Below are 17,791 nucleotides of genomic sequence, written 5' to 3' on the forward strand. Positions count from 1 at the left end.
AAACTACCCATGCAATCTTCGTGCTACCTTTCAAAAGTTAAATTTTAATCTTCCAATTCACGCATAGGTGATCGGTGTGGATCTTGAATACGCTTAAACATTTTTTCCATATCGCTATTATTGAAATGAATTAAAACCGGGCGACCATGTGGACAGTTAAATGGGTTTTCGCATAAAGACAAATCTTGCAACAATACACGAGCTTGCAACTCATTGAGATGATGATTGGCTTTGATGGATCGCTTGCAGCTCATCATAATTGCAGTTGCTTCTCGGAATTTTTTGACACTAACATTTCCTGTCGTCAGTAACATATCGATCATTTCACGCGTAATACTTTCTTCTTGACCAGCAGGATACCACGTGGGATGTGCGCGAATAATGAAACTATTTGCGCCAAAATCTTCTAATTGAATACCGACATCCAAAAGCATTTCCTTTTTCTCACGCAATTTTATCGCATCACTATTAGGATAATCCAAAACAATCGGAACTAGCAATTCTTGTAAATTACTTCCTACATCTCCAATTTTTTCCCGAAAATATTCGTATTTAATCCGTTCTTGCGCCGCGTGTTGATCAATAATATACAGTCCTTCACTACTTTGGGCAAAAAGATACGTTCCATGCATCTGTCCAAAATATTCCAATTGTGGAAAACGTTCTACTGGTTTTTCAGCCTCTAACGCTAAAATTGCTTTGTTTAAGGCCTGATTACTTTTAGAATCCTGTAGATTAAATTCAGGATGATCCAACTCGCTTTGTGTTTCTGCTGCTATTTCTGTCGGCGTTAAGTTCTCTGATTCTTCATTTATTTCTGACAAAGTGGTGTTGTCTACCGTTTCATTATCCACAAGGGATGAAAAATCTGCAGTATCTTTGACTCGTTGGGGATAACTTGATGCATGAGGAAATTCTTCTTGAATTTCTGCCACATGACGCCCTTGATTATCTAAAAATTCTACATCAGTATCTAACTTTTCGTGTGGTTTATCCGTATTTTCATTAATTTGTCCACAATCATCCACAGGTTTATCCACAGATTGTGGATGAATATAAATAAATTTACCACTGCTAGGATCAAATGTTAAACCGTTATTTTTCTTTTCAGCATTGGGCAGTTCCATTTGCAACTGCTCTGTTTTTTCTTGTTCAGTTCGCGAAATCTTTTTCTTAAAACCTAAGTTTTCACCCGCATCGGGGATTAAGTTCTCTAAACGGAGGCGCTCATTAATTGTTTTACTGATTAGCTTGGTTAATTCAGGTTCTTTTGAAAGTCGAACTTCTTGTTTTGTGGGATGGACATTCACATCTACCAATAGAGGATCCATAGTAATTTCTAAAACTGCAATGGGAAAACGCCCTACCATTAATTTTGAACCATATCCGGTAATAATCGCTTTGTTTAAGGCAAAATTTTTAATATAGCGGCCATTAATTATCGTTGAAATATAATTGCGACTCGCTCTTGTAACTTCCGGTAAAGAAATATAGCCCGTCACCGTAAAGTCTAAATCTTTTGCTTCAATAGCTAACAATTTTTTCGCAGTTTGCACGCCAAAAATTCCGGCGATTGTCTGTTTTAAATCACCATTACCAGCAGTAGTAAGCATCTTGTTTCCATCGTGAACAAGGCGAAAGGCAATGTTTGGATGGCTTAATGCCAAGCGGTTGACAATATCACCAATGTTTGATAATTCGGTTTGCAATGTTTTGATATATTTCAAACGTGCAGGGGTGTTAAAGAACAAATTTTCAACTATAATTTTCGTTCCTTGACGCAACGGTGCAGGGGTATGCTCAATCACCTTTCCTCCTTCTAAACGTAACAAAGAACCCTGTTTCATTCCTTGAACTGCTGTTTCTACCGTTACATAAGAAACCGAAGCAATACTTGGTAAAGCCTCACCGCGAAATCCTAGTGTCCGAATACGGAATAAATCATCTCGGCTATGAATTTTACTTGTTGCATGACGTTTAAAGGCATTTTCAACGTCATCTTCCGCAATTCCTTCACCATTATCTGTAACTTGAATTTTTTTCAACCCAGCTTCTTCTACCAAAATATCAATTTGACTAGATCCTGCGTCAATCGCATTTTCAACTAATTCTTTTACTACTGATGCAGGACGCTCCACCACTTCACCAGCAGCAATTTGATTGGCAAGACGTTCAGATAACTCTTGAATTTTACCCATCGTCTGCCTCCTTTTCTAAATTCGTTTTTGCAACTCGTATAAAATATTTAACGCTTCTCGTGGCGTTGTATCTAATAAATCCAATTTTTTCAATGTGTCAATGACACCTAGCTCTTCTGTGGAAACTTCTTGGAATAATGAAATTTGTTCCACCTCTTCTGACACGCGATCTTTAGGTTTTACTGCAGTAGTTTCTTGTTTTTCCAAATGTTGCAAAATTGTTGCCGCTCGCTCCAATAAATCTGTTGGCAAACCTGCAATCTTAGCCACATGAATCCCATAACTCTTATCGGCAGCACCCTCCATCATTTTGTGTAAGAAAACGACTTCTCCTTCTTTTTCCACTGCTCCCACATGAATATTTCGTAACTTGGGCAATGCTTCATCCAAAATGGTTAATTCATGGTAATGAGTGGAAAAAAGGGTCTTAGCTTTTACGACTTTATGAATGTATTCAATAATAGCCTGTGCTAACGCCATACCATCATATGTTGCCGTTCCTCGCCCTAATTCATCAAATAAAACTAGACTGTTTGGCGTCGCATGTCTTAAGGCTTGGTTGGCTTCCATCATTTCGACCATGAAAGTACTTTGACCGGCAATTAAATCATCACTAGCACCAATCCGGGTAAAAATGCGATCAAAAATTGGAAGATTCGCGCTTTCTGCTGGTACAAAACTTCCGATTTGCGCCATAATAACAGTCAATGCTAACTGTCGCATATAAGTACTCTTCCCTGACATATTCGGTCCAGTAATCAAGAGAATCAAAGTTTCACGATCCATCACGATAGAATTGGGAATATATTCTTGATGGCCTAAAACTTTTTCCACAACAGGATGCCGCCCCTCTTTAATTGTTAATTCTTGTTTAGTATTTAAATTGGGGCGCACATACTGATAGCGCTCAGCAATTGTAGCAAAACTTTGCAATACATCTACACTACTAATCGCTTTAGCTAATTTCTGCAAACGCATGATAGCTTTTTTTACTTCTTCTCGTACAGCTAAAAAGAGTTGGTATTCTAAATCCACTGATTTTTCTTCAGCTTCTAAAATTTGCGTTTCTAATTTTTTTAATTCCGGGGTGATAAAACGTTCCGCATTAGCTAATGTTTGTTTTCTTTCATAACGTCCTTCTGCTAAATTAGCCAAGTTTGCCTTAGTAATTTCGATATAATAGCCAAAGACGCGATTAAAACCGACTTTCAGATTTTTAATTCCAGTAGCTTCTCGCTCGCTTGCCTCTAATTCCGCTAGCCATTGCTTACCATTACGCATAGCCAAGCGATATTGATCAAGTTGTTCATTAAAACCATCTTTGATGATATTCCCTTCTGTAATAGCTAAAGGAGCTTCTTCATCGATAGCTTCTTCGATTAAGCGAACCAAATCATCCATCGGCTCTAAGTCTAGTAATAAGTCATTCCAAGCGCCTTTATTAATTCCACTTAAAAGATTACGAATTTGCGGAACTTGCATTAAAGATGTTTTTAATTGGAGTAAATCACGCCCATTAACATTTCCAAACGCCACCCGTCCGGCTAAGCGTTCTAAATCATAAACTTTGGTTAGGGCTTCTTGTAAGTCCGCCCGCTCAAAATAACTATCTAATAACGACTGTACCATTTCTTGTCTTGTGTGTATTTGCTTTTGTTGAATTAACGGGCGATCTAACCATTGTTTTAACAAGCGGCCGCCCATCGCGGTTTTGGTTTCATCTAAAAGCCACAACAGCGTTCCGTGTTTTTTCCCTGTTCGAATGGATTGTGCCAATTCCAAATTAAATTTTGAATAGTAATCCATTTTTAGATAATGATCAGGTTGATAACTTTCTGCTTTTTGGATATGTGCTAAACTACGCTTTTGTGTTTCTGCTAAGTAGCACAATAATTTACCGGTAACTTCTTTTTCCACCGCTTCACCAAGTTCACTCGTTAAAAATTGAAATTCAGCGTTCTCAGTCATTTCCATTTGACTGGAAAAAACGAGATTTAAACGTTCTTGCAGTGTCTTTTTTAATTTCTCGTCAATTTCACTGGTAAAAACAATTTCTTTTGTTTGAAGAGCACTTGCTTCATTTAAAACTGCTTCTTCGTCTGGTAAAGTTGCAGCTTTTAATTCCCCCGTGCTCAAATCTACGTAGGCAAAACCATAATTCTCGCCATTAAAACTCAAGGCTGTTAAAAAGTTATTGTCTTTAGCTGCTAGACCTTTTGCATCCATAACGGTTCCAGGTGTGACCAATTGGACAACTTCTCGTTTTACCATACCCTTAGCTGTTTTAGGATCTTCTACTTGTTCGCAAATTGCTACTTTATAGCCTTGTTCAATTAATGTATCAATATACCCTTGTGCTGCGTGATAAGGTACCCCACACATGGGAATTGGCTCATCAGCATTCCGATTACGGCTAGTTAAAGTCAACTCTAGAATTTGAGCAGCTTTAATTGCATCGTCATAAAACATTTCATAAAAGTCTCCTAGACGGTAAAATAAGAAAGCATCTTGATAGTTTGCTTTAATGCTTAAATATTGTTCCATCATGGGAGTATTTTTGGTTTTTTGAGGCATGAAAGCTCCTCCTTTAGTTATTTCAGTAGTTATTCACTATCTGGTTGTTCCAAACTCAAAAATTAATCTTCTGCTTCTTTGGATTTATTACGATTTTCCACTGCTTGATTAACATCTTGAGAGATATTTTCCGTGATAAAATGTAATAAGTCATTTGCAAGCCCCAATTTTTCGCGATAAGAAATAACCAACGGATGATTTTCGTATTCTCTGGTATACGCATTTGCAGCTAAAATTGCGGCTTTTTCTGCTTCTGGTTTACCATAATGGGCAAATTGGACTGCTTCTTGTTGCGCTTCTTTAATTTTTTCTTCTAGTTCTTTTAAATGAGAATTTCGCGCCACTTTTGCAGCAACGCTTCGGTAATCTTTTACTATTTCATGTTCTGCTAACGCCTGCGTTAATTCATTTAAGGCAGCAGTTACTTCTGGTTCCAAGTTTTCCATTTTTTCTTCCTATTCATAAAAGGGACGATCGGCTGAAATTTGAATCGTCTCAATTTTTTTTGCATGACCATTTTTTTCATCAATATCAAGCAGGCAGGCCGATAAAATACTACGCCCTTCTTCGACCACTTCAAAGCGTTGCGGTAAGGCCGTTATAAAGCGTTCAATGACACTTTCTTTTTTCATTCCTAATATTCCATCATAAGGACCTGTCATACCAACATCACTTAAAAAGGCGGTTCCTTTTGGTAAAATTCGACCGTCATTTGTTTGTACATGAGTGTGTGTGCCTACGACAGCCGAAACTTTACCATCTAAATACCAACCCATTGCTTGTTTTTCACTCGTTGTTTCTCCATGAAAATCAACAAAAATATAAGGAGTTCGCTTGCGTGCTGCCGCTACTAATTCATCGGCTTTCGTAAACGGATCATCAATTGCTGTCATAAACGCGCGCGCTTGCAGATTAATAACCGCCAATTCAATTTCATTCACCTTAACAAAAACCATCCCTACACCTGGTGCTTTTTGGGGGAAATTAGCCGGACGGATCATTTTTTTAGCATCCGTAATGAATTCAAAAATATCCCGATTATCCCACGTATGATTGCCAAGTGTTACGACATCCACACCATCTTGTAAAAACTTTTTGTAAATTTTTCCAGTAATACCGCGACCGCCAGCTGCATTTTCACCATTCGCAATTGTAACTTGCGGACGATACTTTTTCTTTAATTTTGGTAAATACGTTGTCACTGCTTCTCTACCTAATGAACCAACAACATCTCCAATAAACAATACCCGCACAAATTTTCCTCTTCTCTTAAATGTCTTGTTTCATTATAGAGGTTTTTCCAAGGAAAAAAAAGTGTTCCTGTTCTCAGCCAAATAAATAGAGATACGCTTTTTAGGTAAAGAAAAAAGCGTACTTCGCCTCATGAGGAAAAGTACGCTAAAGAATATCAAAATGACAGCGGACGCTGGTCATTCTCGTGAACAATTTCGCGAAAATCAGCTAATCCCATTGCTAAACCACGGATTAAAATTTCAGCAGTTCCAATATTAGTAGCTAAGGGAATTTCATACACGTCACTTAACCGAATCAAAGCAGTAACGTCGGGTTCATGAGGTTGTGCGGCCAAAGGATCTCGTAAAAAAATCACCATATCCAAGTCATCAGCTGCAAGCATCGCACCGATTTGTTGATCCCCGCCCAATGGCCCTGATTTATAACGATGAACCAAAAGACCTGTAGCCTCTGCGATTTTCTGACCAGTAGTACCGGTCGCAAATAATTCATGTTGCGCTAAAATATCTTTATAAGCTGTTGTCATTTGAACCATTAAATCTTTTTTACGATCATGCGCAATTAGAGCAATTTTCATTTTGACACCTCCAACTTATTTTAAATTAAAGCTAATTCTTTCAAGGCTTTAAAAATGCCATCTTCATCATTTGAAACCGTTACCATAGAAGCAACATCTTTTACATCTTCATTTGCATTTCCCATTGCCACACCAATTCCGGCTGCAGCCAACATTTCTTTATCATTTTGACCATCTCCAAAAGTAATGATATCTTCTTTTTCAATACCAAGTGTTTTGCCTAAATGTAAGATTGTTGCGGCTTTTGAACCATTTTCAGGAATCACATCCACGCATTTTTCATGCCACCGAATAAAGCGTAAAGCAGGATATTTTTCATCAAAATAGCCTTCATACCCTGCATCATAAAAAGCTAAAGCTTGATATACTTCTTGTTGCTTTTTAAAATCAGGATCAAATTCTGGCACATGAGAGCCAAATGAGCGCATCGCTTCGTCCATGATTGGAATACTAAAATTACTATGACGTCGCATTGCATCCATTCCAATAAATGCCGTATCCACCTTTAGTTCATCCAACTCTGCAATTAAATCAGTTAACTGTGATTCATCTAATAAATGTTTATATACTTGTTTATGATCTAAAAAAGCGGCTGAACCATTGCAAACCACATAATTCTGAAAATTTAATTTTTTTAAAATCGGCTGGGCTAAAAAGCGGCTTCGACCAGTTGCTACCATGACCAAATGGCCGTTATTACGTAATATTTCCAATGCTTTTTTTGTATTTGGTAAAGCTTCTTTTTGACTATTTAACAATGTTCCGTCAATATCAAAGGCAATTAATTTCCGCGTCATTTTTTACTCGCTTTCTTTAACAGTCTACTGCCCTCTCTGACAGCAAGGCGACTTAAATTATTTTTTGCAATAAACTCTGTTACATACAATGGATCTGTTTTGCTGTATTCCCGCAATGACCAACCAATGGCTTTTTGAATGAAAAATTCATTTGTCTGCCGATCGTTTAAAATGGCTTTTTCAAGCAAAAGTAAATCTGTTGCCGTTTTACTTTGCAGCTGTAGATTAATACTAATTCTACGAAACCAGAAATCTTCTGCTTGGTAAAACCAACTAAAAACTTCGGTCAATGTCTCCGGATATGCTTTGACATAGTCGTTAAAGCCTTTACGCCATGAATCAATGCTGTCCCACCATTCTTTTGCCGCTACCAATGGTAAATAATTTTTTAGTTCAACCAGCTCTAAGCGCAACACATTCTTATTAAATAAATCAATTGCCACATATTGATATTCTCGTTCATTTTGCTGGTAATAATAAAAAATTTCTTCTTGCAACTTAACAGTTGACCATTGACGGCTTTCTTTTAGCAGCACTTTTTCAGCTTCGGCCCGTTGCGGTTTTGGAATACCTAAAAAAGAAAATTGATTTCTCATATAGTTAGCCATTGGCACTGCTTTTTTTGGATTAGATATAAAAGTCAGTCGTGACATAAAATCTCCCTAGGTTAATATTATAGCGTTTTCTTGTTTCTCAAAACCAATTGTAAAAGTAATTTGAAAAACAAGCAAGAAATCATTTTTTAAAACTACTTTTCAAGGTACAATTACCTACCTATAAACGCATTCCTCTAACAGCTGGCGTACAAAAAAAGATTGTAACAAAACTCAGCTAAACCAAATCTCCTTACAAAGATTTATCGCCTATAACGTTTTGTTACAATCGTAAAAAATTAATCTACATAAATAGATTTAGAATTATTTAACCAAGCAAAGCCTAATCCCATCACTAAGCCACCGCCAATATAATTCCCAATTAGGGCACAAATAAGATTATGGAAAACTGTCCCTGCTGTCATGCCTTCAATTGCTCCACCAGAAGCAAAATACGCTAATGAAAAAGCTGGGAAATTAGCGATAACGTGTTCATAGCCTAAAAAAGCAAAGATAAAAATAATAAAGATAATGGCTGCAACTTTACCAGCATCATCTTTCATACGCATACTGATTAAGACTGCCGTATTCACCACAATATTAGCAAACATTGCTTCAATTAAAATTTGCATCGTTGATTTTTCCAATTTACCTGTAATCGAAGTAAAGAAGAAGTTATCTGGCTCTAAACCTTGAAATGGTCCTGTTTGAGCGATCAAAAAACCAACTACTAAACCACCAATTAAGTTAAATAAGATACAAGAAAATAAAATTTTAGTTGCTAATCCAAAATTCAAACGTTTACGATAAACACCCACAGTCATGTACAACATATTCGAAGTTCCCAATTCGGCATTCAAATACAAAATCATTACAAGTGACCAACTGAACATGAACGCATATAACATTTTGCCTAAACCAGGCACAATATGTTCGCCCTTCATTGCGATTGCAAATGCCACAGCTGTTCCTAAACCTAAAAATAAACAAGCTAAAATTGCACGGACCGCATATCGAAAGTAACTTCCTTGAATTAAATCAACTTTCTTTTCAATCGATGTGTCAATTTTTGAAAATAACGGTGATACAGGATTCATCTCTTTTCTCCTCTACTTAAATGAATAATTATAAATACCCACTCATTTTATAGAGGCAAATTGATTTTGTAAAGATATTTCGGTAAATTTCTGAAAAAGCACGCAACAAAATTACAGGACAATTATTATCTCTAATTCTTTTCTTCAAATATCGTTAGTTTTTAAAGAAAAAAATAACCCTTTTTTACTAACAAAAAAATAACAATCAAAAATAGTCTTTTTTCGTTTCACTTCCAAACATCCTTTTATACTGTATTGCCGAATAAATAAACATTGTTTTTTTACTTATATCCTTCTCCAACCTGCAGAATTATTTTGTCTAAACTAATTGTTTCCCTTGACTACAACTAGTTTTTCATCGTATACTAAAATTCGTGTAAAATAATGCAGCAGAAGAATAATAGCTCGTCACCAGTCCATCGCTGGCATGCCAGTTCAATTGCGTAACCGCGGCTGCAAAGGTGAAGATTGAAGGATGAACTGTACGAATATGAATTTTTCATCGGATTATTTTACTCCAAAAACAATTTATTTTATTGGAGGAATTTTTAAATGTCACGTTATACTGGACCATCATGGAAATTATCACGCCGTTTAGGTATCTCATTATCTGGCACTGGTAAAGAATTAGCTCGTCGTCCTTTCCCACCAGGTCAACACGGCCCTAATAGCCGCGGTAAAAAATCTGAATACGGCTTGCAATTAACTGAAAAACAAAAACTACGTCATATGTATGGCATGAACGAACGTCAATTCCGTAACTTATTCGTTAAAGCTGGTCGGATCAAAGAAGGTAAACTTGGTGTTAACTTCATGATCTTGTTAGAACAACGTTTGGATAATGTTGTTTACCGCCTAGGTTTGGCTACTACTCGTCGTCAAGCACGTCAATTAGTTAACCATGGCCATATTACAGTTGACGGCAAACGCGTTGATATCCCTTCATACCACGTTGAAGTCGGACAAGTGATTGGTGTGCGCGAAAAATCTCAAAACAACGTTGCAATCCGTGCTGCTTTAGAAGCAACTATCGGACGCCCTGCTTTCGTTAGCTTTGATGATGAAAAATTAGAAGGTTCATTAACTCGTTTACCAGAACGTGAAGAAATGACACCTGATGTTGACGAATCATTCGTCGTTGAATTCTACAACCAATTAATGTAATTTCGTCATACTTCACTCAAATTCCTGTATATCAGGAGTTTGAGTGTTTTTTTCTTTATTTTTAATAATTATATGATTTGGCTAAAAAAAGCAGTCGTCATCAAACGACTGCTAAATAACGTATAAGCAACCATACAAATCCATTGATACTAGTCTTACTCCATATTACCAAAATAATATACTTGCCATTCCCCTTTATCCACACGTTTTAAATACCAACACCAATTTCGATAAAAAGTATTGGGACGCAAATTCTCATAACCATCTGGTCCCACGTATAAAGTGCTCGTTAGCAATAGATACTCCGTGTTAGGCGCAATTTCTTTTTCAGTTTTTAAGCGCGCATATTTTTGTAATTCCTCTTTATACGCCAACGTGTCCAAGCGACAATTTTTAAATACTTGAGAAAAACCATCTTTTACCACTGTAGCTGCTAAACGAATTTCTGTTTTAGAGTAGCGTTTTGAGTTGGCAAAATCTTCTTTGACACTATCTGATTTTCCCGCTGGTTTATAAAAAGAAATTAAGAGTATTGCCACTGCTACGATCCCAAATAGGATTAGCATTTGTTTTTTTAACTGCTTCATAATTGCTCCTTTAATTCATTTTCAAATTGCATTTCTTTTCTATCATACAGGATTTCAAATTTTTTTCGTTAACTTTTAAAAAAATACTTTACTTTTAGTTAACCACAAAATATAATTTTGTTAACCATTTGTAAATGGAGTTAACGAAAGTGAGTGAAAAAAATGCGTATTTCTTTACGAGAACAATTATTAGCAGCAATTTTTGCCGGAATCATCTCTATTTTATCCCAAGTTACAATTCCTTTAGGTTTAATCCCATTGACTTTACAAACTTTTATTATTGGATTAACTGTCACTATTTTAGGAACAAAAACAGGTACATGGGCGATCACTATCTATCTTCTCTTAGGTCTAATCGGAATTCCTGTCTTTGCTGGCGGTAGCGCTGGTTTTGGTGTACTTTTTGGACCAACTGGGGGTTTTTTAATCGGGTTTATCTTCAATGGTTTAGCAACTGGTGCTATTTTGGAAGCTACTCAAAAAAATTACTTGTGGGCAGTTATCGCTAATATCATAGGTGCCATGGTAACACTCGCTTTTGGCACAGCTTGGCTAAAATTTGGCACTGGCATGGAATTTTTAGCGGCATTAAAAACCGGCTTTATTCCTTTTATCATACCAGGCATCATCAAAGCTATAGCTTGCGGCCTTTTGGGTATCTTTATTTTACGTCGCTTGCCACAACGTTACTTTGCCTCTACTAAGTAATAGCAAATAGCAAAAAAATGCCGTGATTTTCATCACGGCATTTTTTTTATTTTACAGCGTCTTTCACATTGACACCATTTGACCATATCCAGCTGAACACGAAAACCGATAAAATCAGGCTATTTTTAGGGGTACACAACAGTAGGCAGTCCGATAATTTTTAGACTATATCGGACTTATTGCCCCTTTATTGCCCCTTTATTGCCCCTTTTTTGCCCCTTGAAAATTCATTCTTAACAATCTGTTCGCTTTACAAAAACAAACATACGTTCGTATAATTAAAGCGAAGGAGTGTGGTGAAAATGGAATTGAATTTTGATTATCGGTTAGAACCAACTAGGGATATCTTATTCATCGATGTTAAATCATTTTACGCCACCGTTGAATGCAGCCAAAGAGGATTAGATCCGCTGTCTACGATGTTAGTAGTCATGAGCCAAGCGGATAATACCGGGAACGGCCTCATTCTAGCCTCGTCTCCTATCGCTAAAAAAGAACTTGGTATATCGAACGTCACAAGAGCAGATAATCTACCTGACCACCCCGACCTTATTAAAGTTCCGCCGCGTATGAATTTGTATGTTAAAGAGAACATGAAATTAAACGATATCTTTAGAGAGTATGTCGCAGACGAAGATTTACTTGTTTACTCGATCGATGAATCCATTTTAGATGTTACCCATTCTTTGAATTTGTTTTATCCCGATAAATCGGAATCACGATATATTAAACGCAGACGGTTAGCAGGACACATTCAAAAAGAAGTAAAAGAAAAACTAGGATTAATCGTATCAGTCGGAATTGGTGACAATCCTCTTCTTGCTAAACTGGCTCTCGACAATTATTCAAAACACGATGATAATTTCGTAGCGGAAATTCGTTATCAAGATGTTCCCTCTAAAGTGTGGACTATTGAGGATATCACTGACTTTTGGGGAATAGGCAGCCGAATGAAGCGGAATCTTTATAACATGGGAATTGATTCTATTTACCAGCTCGCTCACTCTGATGTTTACAAGCTAAAGAAAAAGTTTGGTGTAATGGGGACGCAACTGTACTATCATGCGAATGGGATTGATCGCACCATTCTATCGGAACCCGCCCCAGAGCCAAAAGAAAAATCGTATGGCAACAGTCAAGTGTTACCAAAAGATTATATCCGTCAAAATGAAATTGAAATTGTGGTAAAAGAAATGGCAGAACAGGTTGCTGCTCGCATTAGAAGGCACGGCTGTTTAGCACAATGTGTGCACTTATATGTTGGAACGTCCATGTCAGAATCTAGCAAAGGATTTTCGCATCAAATGAAAGTTCCGGCTACTGATAGCACAAAGGAATTAGTGCAGTATTGTCTTTCAATTTTCCGCAAATACTACAAAGGACAGGTAATTCGCCATATAGGTGTCACCTACTCTAAATTAATCTACACAAGAGAGCGGCAGTTAAATCTTTTCGAAGAACCTGAACAGCAGATAGCAGACGAACGATTAGATTTAGTTATTGACAAGATTCGAGCAAAGTATGGCTTTACGGCAATTATTCATGCAACAAGCAAATTAGACGGTGCCAGAAGTGTAGCTCGTGCAGGATTAGTTGGCGGCCATGATGGAGGCGGAAGTGCTGGCGGCGGAAGTGCTGGCGGCTTAGACGGGCTAGATGCAAAAATGTCTGAGAACAAAATCACGCTGCTACAAAATGATGAACTATCGAAGAAAGCGCGTTGGGAATTGCGTGACAACCAAAATAGTTGGCTAGAATTGGAGGAATTCAATTAAACAGTCCTATAAACGATAAATATAATAGTAGAAAATAATTATCCTCCCCTTTTGCGTATTTGATCGTGAAGGGGGAATTTTTATGTATTTTGAAAATGAATTTGGCTATGTTAAATTAGAAGGTCACTATGTACGCTCAGTAGTATATGACACTTGCGAACAGATTGTAAAAATCAATCATGACAACCCGCCAGATGCCGTTCGAAAATTTGCGAATGACTACTATCTCTATTTTGTCAACGAGTTAAAGTTTTTGGAAACTATTGCTAAAAGTTAGTTGCACTAAAAAAGAGCCTTATTTTTGGCTCTTTTTTGGTAAGTATAATTCTTCTAGCTGTTTGCGATAATTTTTAGCATCTTCAATAGTATCAAATCCTTTTTTACGATATGTAGTACCATTAATGACTATCTTAGCTTCATACTTAGTTCCGCCATTTTTTAGTAAATATTTCGAAACTCCTTTAGCTCCAGTTGAGTTGAACGGCATAGCTTTATCGTTTTGAAAGCGGAATAACTCCACTCCGTTTACTTTTTGAGCTTCTCTTGCTTTGTTACGCTTCATAGTTGGATCGTGACGTAGGCATCCGCAACTTACGGCATCTCCAGAAATTAGCATTGATGTCCTGTAGATAGCTACATTGCCACAATCACAGACACATTCCCACATCTGCCCTTGCTTCGTAACATTACCTTTCATCTTAACGACTAACTTTCCAAATCTCTTATCAATTAAATTATATTTTTTCGGCATAAACTCACCTACATTCCAAGCGATTTTGCATATTCACTTAGCATATAAGCATTCTTAACAATCATCTTTGAGACATCTGACGTTCCGTTTTTTAAATTTCCAATCGCCATACGGCTGATACCAGTATTTTTTTCAATTTGATATGCCGAAATGTCAGAGTTTAGTAGTTTTAAAACTTTTTGAAAGTCAATAATGCCAAAATTTAACATCTGCTGTGTCTCTAAAAAATCTTCAATGGATTTATGCGCAGCTTTCAATTCTTTCTTTGCTTCTACGGTATCAGATTCGAATTTGATCTTCCCACTATCGGTAGCATATCCTGGTGAATTTTTTAGTCCTGATATTGTCTGAACTCTGTCATGAGCCAAAGTGTATTTTTTTATTAATTCATTTGAGACGTTTGCTCGCTTCAAATTAGACGGACTAACCTTACCACTGATTGATTCATGCTTACCTGACGCTGTTAAATAGTCATATTCTTTATTCAAAATCATGATTTTTCCTCCTAACCTAATAATTGTTAATCATGTACTCAAAAGCTTCATTAAAAGAATCGTAGATGCCATTTTGACTTTCGTCATCGATAATAATTTCATACCAAATATTTTTAGCGTTAGGCGTTCTGACTAACACTATCTCATACGAACCTTCTGAATATTGGGTGACATAAATAGTTTTATCAACAGCAATCATTTCTCTACTCCTCCTTTTCACGCTACCAATACGCTCTTAGGGAACCATTTTTTGCTTTCGCCGTACGCTGTGTTAAATGTTAATAAAACAGCTTTTTCAGTTTCCTTTCGCACCTGAACGTCATTCATCATTTTAACTGCTAACTTGCCTTGTGCTTCACGTTGAGCTTTGCGGCCAACCCCGTATTCTTTTGCAGCAAACCAAATTTTCACGCCCTTGAATTGTGTGTTGCTTGATCCGAATGCAACCGCATCTTCTGGGACAGCTTGCTTTGCGACTTGGTAAGCACGTTGCAAGAATTTAGAAAAATGAGCTAAATAAGAACCTTCTGCGCGATTGTCTTCAAAAGCTTTCTTCGTCCAAGTGTGTGCTAATTTAAAAATTTCTGATTTGGTCATTTTAATCAATCCTTTCTTTGTGCTTCCCTCATCTACATATATATAGTATAGCACGGTTTACTATTATAGTAAAGCGAAATATACTATGAATGTAAAAAAAGAGCAAAAAAATAGCCCGACCTCAATTAAGAAGTCGGGGTTTGATTCTATTTAAATGTTCCCCATGCAGCCTTGCCAACTGGTCGTACAGGAATATAGCGTTTATCAGTTGTGTAAATCCATGTGTATCCTTCCGCTACTTTCCACCCAAGATATTTAACTGATTGACCTGGGAACAGAGCTGCTGCTGTAGGAGAAGAAAGACTTGGTTTATTTTTGCGAGTAGTGATAGGCGCATTACCATTCACAAAGGTTAATTCTTCTTTTGTGAAGCCAGCAGGTAGACTTGGTTTAGACCCTACATTGTTAGCGCCATAACCGCCTTCAATATCTTGGGATAAAATCCAGCCTAAAACTGTGCCTTTATTAGTAATTAAATACTCTTGGTTAGAGTAAGAGTAAGAAATAGGGCGTTGCTGCTTAACTTCAAAAGTACCGCCTTTTACAAAGCTTGCAATTTTTGCACTCTTACTTGAAGGAGACCAGTTAGTTGCATGATTTAGCACTTTCACTTTTTTAGCTGAAGGTGTTGATGGTGAAGTGCTACCATTTTGTCGGTATACATACCACCCCATGCTGTAAGGACAAGTAGTGGCTTCATTGTCAACATAAACCCCGTTTGCACTAGCAGACTTCCATGTACAATGAATGATCTGTGTATTGCTAATGAAAATAACTACGTGGCCTGCTGCTCCGCCAGATGCGCCTTTTAGTCCAAAGATTACAATATCTCCACGCTTTGCAGTCCATTCTTTATTAGTTGCAATACATTTAAAGCCATTCTTTTCCAGCCAACTGTGCATACTGTCAGTATTCAATACCCAGCCTGCATCTGTAGCGCCACCTTTTCTAAGTGAAGCATAGACAGTTCCAGAACAATCTCCTGTGCCATCAGTACCTGTACGGCTGCCATTCATGGAGTACCTGATACCTTTTGCTTTGAGCGATTCCATATGTTTAATTGCAGTTTCCATATTCACAGACATAATTAATTACCTCCCAAATAATCCTGCTTAGCAGCTTCAATCAATTTGTCGATTTCTTCAAATTCAAAAGGAATTTTTTCTTTTTTAAATGCATCAATCAATTGTGATTTAACAAGTTCACGATCAAATTTACCATTTAACGAACTAATAAAAATCTCTGCGTAGCTACGCTTGATAGCTAACTCATTTTTCAATCGCTCAATACGAAATGATTTTAGACATTGGTAAATGGCAATAATTAACGCAATCAACGTTATGGCAAAAAGCGACAAAATTACAACATTTAAAAAACCGTTAAAAAGCTGCATATTAGTCACCATCCTTTTGCTGACTACCACTCAACCCTTCTAAAAATCGCGTGAAGGCTTGATGAAGACCTGTTGAAGCTAATCCACTGACAGCGCCAGCAATTGCTACCTCGACACTAAAACCATTTAGACTAACTGCAATTAAAGCCCCTAAGACTGCTAAAATTGTTGGAATGTAATCATTGATCTGCAAGCTTTCAATACTTTTGATACAGTAACCTACTACTAAACATCCAGCCATAACAGCTGGCACTAAATATTGACTAAAATCCATACTACTTTCCTCCTATTTTAAAATGTAATTCATGATCACGTAGCCAATTACCGTAGCTAAAATACCCATTAACCACGCTCGATTTGTTTTTTGATCTGATTTCAACTCGGCAATATCGTCTTTATTAGTATTCGCTAATGCATATGCTTCATTGGCTTTTTTCGCTACATCATCAAGACCTTTCGTGTTCATTTCTATAGCTGTCAGTCGCTGTAAGACCTCCCGCCATAGTTCTTCATCACTTCCATTTGGCATATCTCACCAACTTTCCAAAATAAAAAGCACACTCGATTGAGTATGCTTAATTCACTACTTATCAAAATTTTCGGGTGTAAGTACTAAATAGCTGATCTTTTCAGAATCCTGAATAGTACTCATATCAAATATATCCTCAATCTCAACATTCTGATCCAACCTCTTTAGAATTTTAATATCAATCAGTTTAATTTTTTCTTCATCGCTATAATTCAAAAAATTATGGACTAACTCTTCGATTATCACCGCAATTCTAGCGATCTCATTACTAATGTTTATTAGTTTAGAGTAATCAATGACAGAGAAACGAATGTAATTCCCTATACTACTCATTTTTAATTCAATTATTCCTGAGGAGAGGATGATTAAGTTCGTTCCCTTTATTTTTTCAATATTGATTCCTTGAAACTCCATTTCTAACTCGACTAGTTTAATGGCTATTAGTATTTCCATGTTTAATTTTTCTGGCAACTCAAAATCTGCGCTTATAGATATTTTATTTCCTAACGGAGTATCTAGTATCTTTATCTTTTGTTCTTTCATCCCTAAAATTTCCATCATTGTCTCCTTCAGTTTTTATGACAATGATATCATCTTTAAGAAAATCAATAAATTGGTTCATTAACTTTCTTTCCTCTGTTCTATTTTCGTCAAACACTTTAGAAGATAAGTTTTCGATTTTCACTAAATTTCCACCCTGCTT

General features: G+C 36.8%; 23 protein-coding genes. 4 read left to right on the top strand and 19 right to left on the bottom strand.

Going from position 1 to position 17,791, the window contains the following annotated elements; translation table 11 throughout:
* Positions 1-44 precede the first annotated feature (44 nt).
* From mutL to EsVE80_RS10940, 8 genes are all read right to left on the bottom strand, one after another.
* Entirely contained in the window at positions 45-2,198 is a 2,154-nt protein-coding gene (gene mutL, locus EsVE80_RS10905) for a DNA mismatch repair endonuclease MutL (protein WP_173103740.1), read from the bottom strand.
* Positions 2,199-2,213: 15 nt separating this feature from the next.
* Positions 2,214-4,772: a DNA mismatch repair protein MutS gene (gene mutS, locus EsVE80_RS10910; protein WP_173103741.1), complete on the bottom strand. Its 2,559-nt coding sequence runs from the start codon at positions 4,770-4,772 to the stop codon at positions 2,214-2,216.
* Between the two features lie 62 nt (positions 4,773-4,834).
* Entirely contained in the window at positions 4,835-5,218 is a 384-nt protein-coding gene (locus EsVE80_RS10915) for a YlbF family regulator (protein ID WP_173103742.1), read from the bottom strand.
* Positions 5,219-5,227: 9 nt separating this feature from the next.
* Positions 5,228-6,025 carry a TIGR00282 family metallophosphoesterase gene (locus tag EsVE80_RS10920; protein ID WP_173103743.1) on the bottom strand — a complete coding sequence of 266 codons (798 nt, stop codon included), beginning with the start codon at positions 6,023-6,025 and terminating at the stop codon, positions 5,228-5,230.
* A 155-nt stretch (positions 6,026-6,180) separates the two neighbouring features.
* Positions 6,181-6,603 (bottom strand): methylglyoxal synthase, encoded by a 423-nt coding sequence (gene mgsA / locus EsVE80_RS10925; protein WP_173103744.1) that lies wholly within the window; start codon positions 6,601-6,603, stop codon positions 6,181-6,183.
* Between the two features lie 20 nt (positions 6,604-6,623).
* Positions 6,624-7,400 carry an HAD family hydrolase gene (locus EsVE80_RS10930; RefSeq protein WP_173103745.1) on the bottom strand — a complete coding sequence of 259 codons (777 nt, stop codon included), beginning with the start codon at positions 7,398-7,400 and terminating at the stop codon, positions 6,624-6,626.
* On the bottom strand, positions 7,397-8,053 hold the full coding sequence (locus EsVE80_RS10935) for a DNA alkylation repair protein (protein WP_173103746.1): 657 nt from the start codon (positions 8,051-8,053) through the stop codon (positions 7,397-7,399). Before EsVE80_RS10935 ends, EsVE80_RS10930 begins: the two co-directional genes overlap by 4 nt.
* A gap of 239 nt (positions 8,054-8,292) precedes the next feature.
* Entirely contained in the window at positions 8,293-9,090 is a 798-nt protein-coding gene (locus tag EsVE80_RS10940) for a formate/nitrite transporter family protein (protein WP_173103747.1), read from the bottom strand.
* 552 nt (positions 9,091-9,642) lie between these two features.
* On the opposite strand from EsVE80_RS10940, the gene rpsD reads away from it, so the two are divergent.
* Positions 9,643-10,254: a 30S ribosomal protein S4 gene (rpsD, locus tag EsVE80_RS10945; protein WP_016173655.1), complete on the top strand. Its 612-nt coding sequence runs from the start codon at positions 9,643-9,645 to the stop codon at positions 10,252-10,254.
* A gap of 155 nt (positions 10,255-10,409) precedes the next feature.
* On the opposite strand, the gene EsVE80_RS10950 is transcribed toward rpsD, so the two are convergent.
* Positions 10,410-10,841: a hypothetical protein gene (locus EsVE80_RS10950; protein WP_173103748.1), complete on the bottom strand. Its 432-nt coding sequence runs from the start codon at positions 10,839-10,841 to the stop codon at positions 10,410-10,412.
* A 162-nt stretch (positions 10,842-11,003) separates the two neighbouring features.
* On the opposite strand from EsVE80_RS10950, the gene EsVE80_RS10955 reads away from it, so the two are divergent.
* From EsVE80_RS10955 to EsVE80_RS10965, 3 genes are all read left to right on the top strand, one after another.
* Positions 11,004-11,549, top strand: coding sequence for a biotin transporter BioY (locus tag EsVE80_RS10955; RefSeq protein WP_173103749.1), 546 nt, complete (start codon positions 11,004-11,006; stop codon positions 11,547-11,549).
* 302 nt (positions 11,550-11,851) lie between these two features.
* Entirely contained in the window at positions 11,852-13,324 is a 1,473-nt protein-coding gene (locus EsVE80_RS10960) for a Y-family DNA polymerase (RefSeq protein WP_173103750.1), read from the top strand.
* Positions 13,325-13,406: 82 nt separating this feature from the next.
* A complete protein-coding gene (locus EsVE80_RS10965) occupies positions 13,407-13,601 on the top strand; it encodes a hypothetical protein (protein WP_173103751.1) in 195 nt (64 codons plus the stop codon).
* Between the two features lie 18 nt (positions 13,602-13,619).
* On the opposite strand, the gene EsVE80_RS10970 is transcribed toward EsVE80_RS10965, so the two are convergent.
* The 10 genes from EsVE80_RS10970 to EsVE80_RS11015 form a co-directional block, all read right to left on the bottom strand.
* Positions 13,620-14,075 (bottom strand): hypothetical protein, encoded by a 456-nt coding sequence (locus EsVE80_RS10970; protein ID WP_232061190.1) that lies wholly within the window; start codon positions 14,073-14,075, stop codon positions 13,620-13,622.
* Positions 14,076-14,083: 8 nt separating this feature from the next.
* The gene (locus EsVE80_RS10975) at positions 14,084-14,569 is read right to left on the bottom strand and encodes a hypothetical protein (protein ID WP_173103752.1); all 486 of its coding nucleotides are present in this window, start codon (positions 14,567-14,569) and stop codon (positions 14,084-14,086) included.
* A 16-nt stretch (positions 14,570-14,585) separates the two neighbouring features.
* Positions 14,586-14,768, bottom strand: coding sequence for a hypothetical protein (locus EsVE80_RS10980; RefSeq protein ID WP_173103753.1), 183 nt, complete (start codon positions 14,766-14,768; stop codon positions 14,586-14,588).
* Positions 14,769-14,785: 17 nt separating this feature from the next.
* Positions 14,786-15,166 carry a hypothetical protein gene (locus EsVE80_RS10985; protein WP_173103754.1) on the bottom strand — a complete coding sequence of 127 codons (381 nt, stop codon included), beginning with the start codon at positions 15,164-15,166 and terminating at the stop codon, positions 14,786-14,788.
* 146 nt (positions 15,167-15,312) lie between these two features.
* A complete protein-coding gene (locus EsVE80_RS10990; RefSeq protein ID WP_173103755.1) occupies positions 15,313-16,251 on the bottom strand; it encodes a peptidoglycan amidohydrolase family protein in 939 nt (312 codons plus the stop codon).
* 2 nt (positions 16,252-16,253) lie between these two features.
* Complete coding sequence (locus EsVE80_RS10995) at positions 16,254-16,559, bottom strand: hypothetical protein (protein ID WP_173103756.1); 306 nt, start codon at positions 16,557-16,559, stop codon at positions 16,254-16,256.
* 1 nt (position 16,560) lies between these two features.
* Positions 16,561-16,833 carry a phage holin family protein gene (locus EsVE80_RS11000; RefSeq protein WP_173103757.1) on the bottom strand — a complete coding sequence of 91 codons (273 nt, stop codon included), beginning with the start codon at positions 16,831-16,833 and terminating at the stop codon, positions 16,561-16,563.
* 12 nt (positions 16,834-16,845) lie between these two features.
* Complete coding sequence (locus EsVE80_RS11005) at positions 16,846-17,088, bottom strand: hypothetical protein (RefSeq protein ID WP_173103758.1); 243 nt, start codon at positions 17,086-17,088, stop codon at positions 16,846-16,848.
* A gap of 54 nt (positions 17,089-17,142) precedes the next feature.
* Positions 17,143-17,649, bottom strand: coding sequence for a hypothetical protein (locus tag EsVE80_RS11010; protein WP_232061192.1), 507 nt, complete (start codon positions 17,647-17,649; stop codon positions 17,143-17,145).
* Positions 17,585-17,773: a hypothetical protein gene (locus EsVE80_RS11015; RefSeq protein ID WP_156137044.1), complete on the bottom strand. Its 189-nt coding sequence runs from the start codon at positions 17,771-17,773 to the stop codon at positions 17,585-17,587. Before EsVE80_RS11015 ends, EsVE80_RS11010 begins: the two co-directional genes overlap by 65 nt.
* Positions 17,774-17,791 lie beyond the last annotated feature (18 nt).

Source organism: Enterococcus saigonensis (assembly GCF_011397115.1).
Classification (GTDB): Bacteria; Bacillota; Bacilli; order Lactobacillales; family Enterococcaceae; genus Enterococcus_C; species Enterococcus_C saigonensis.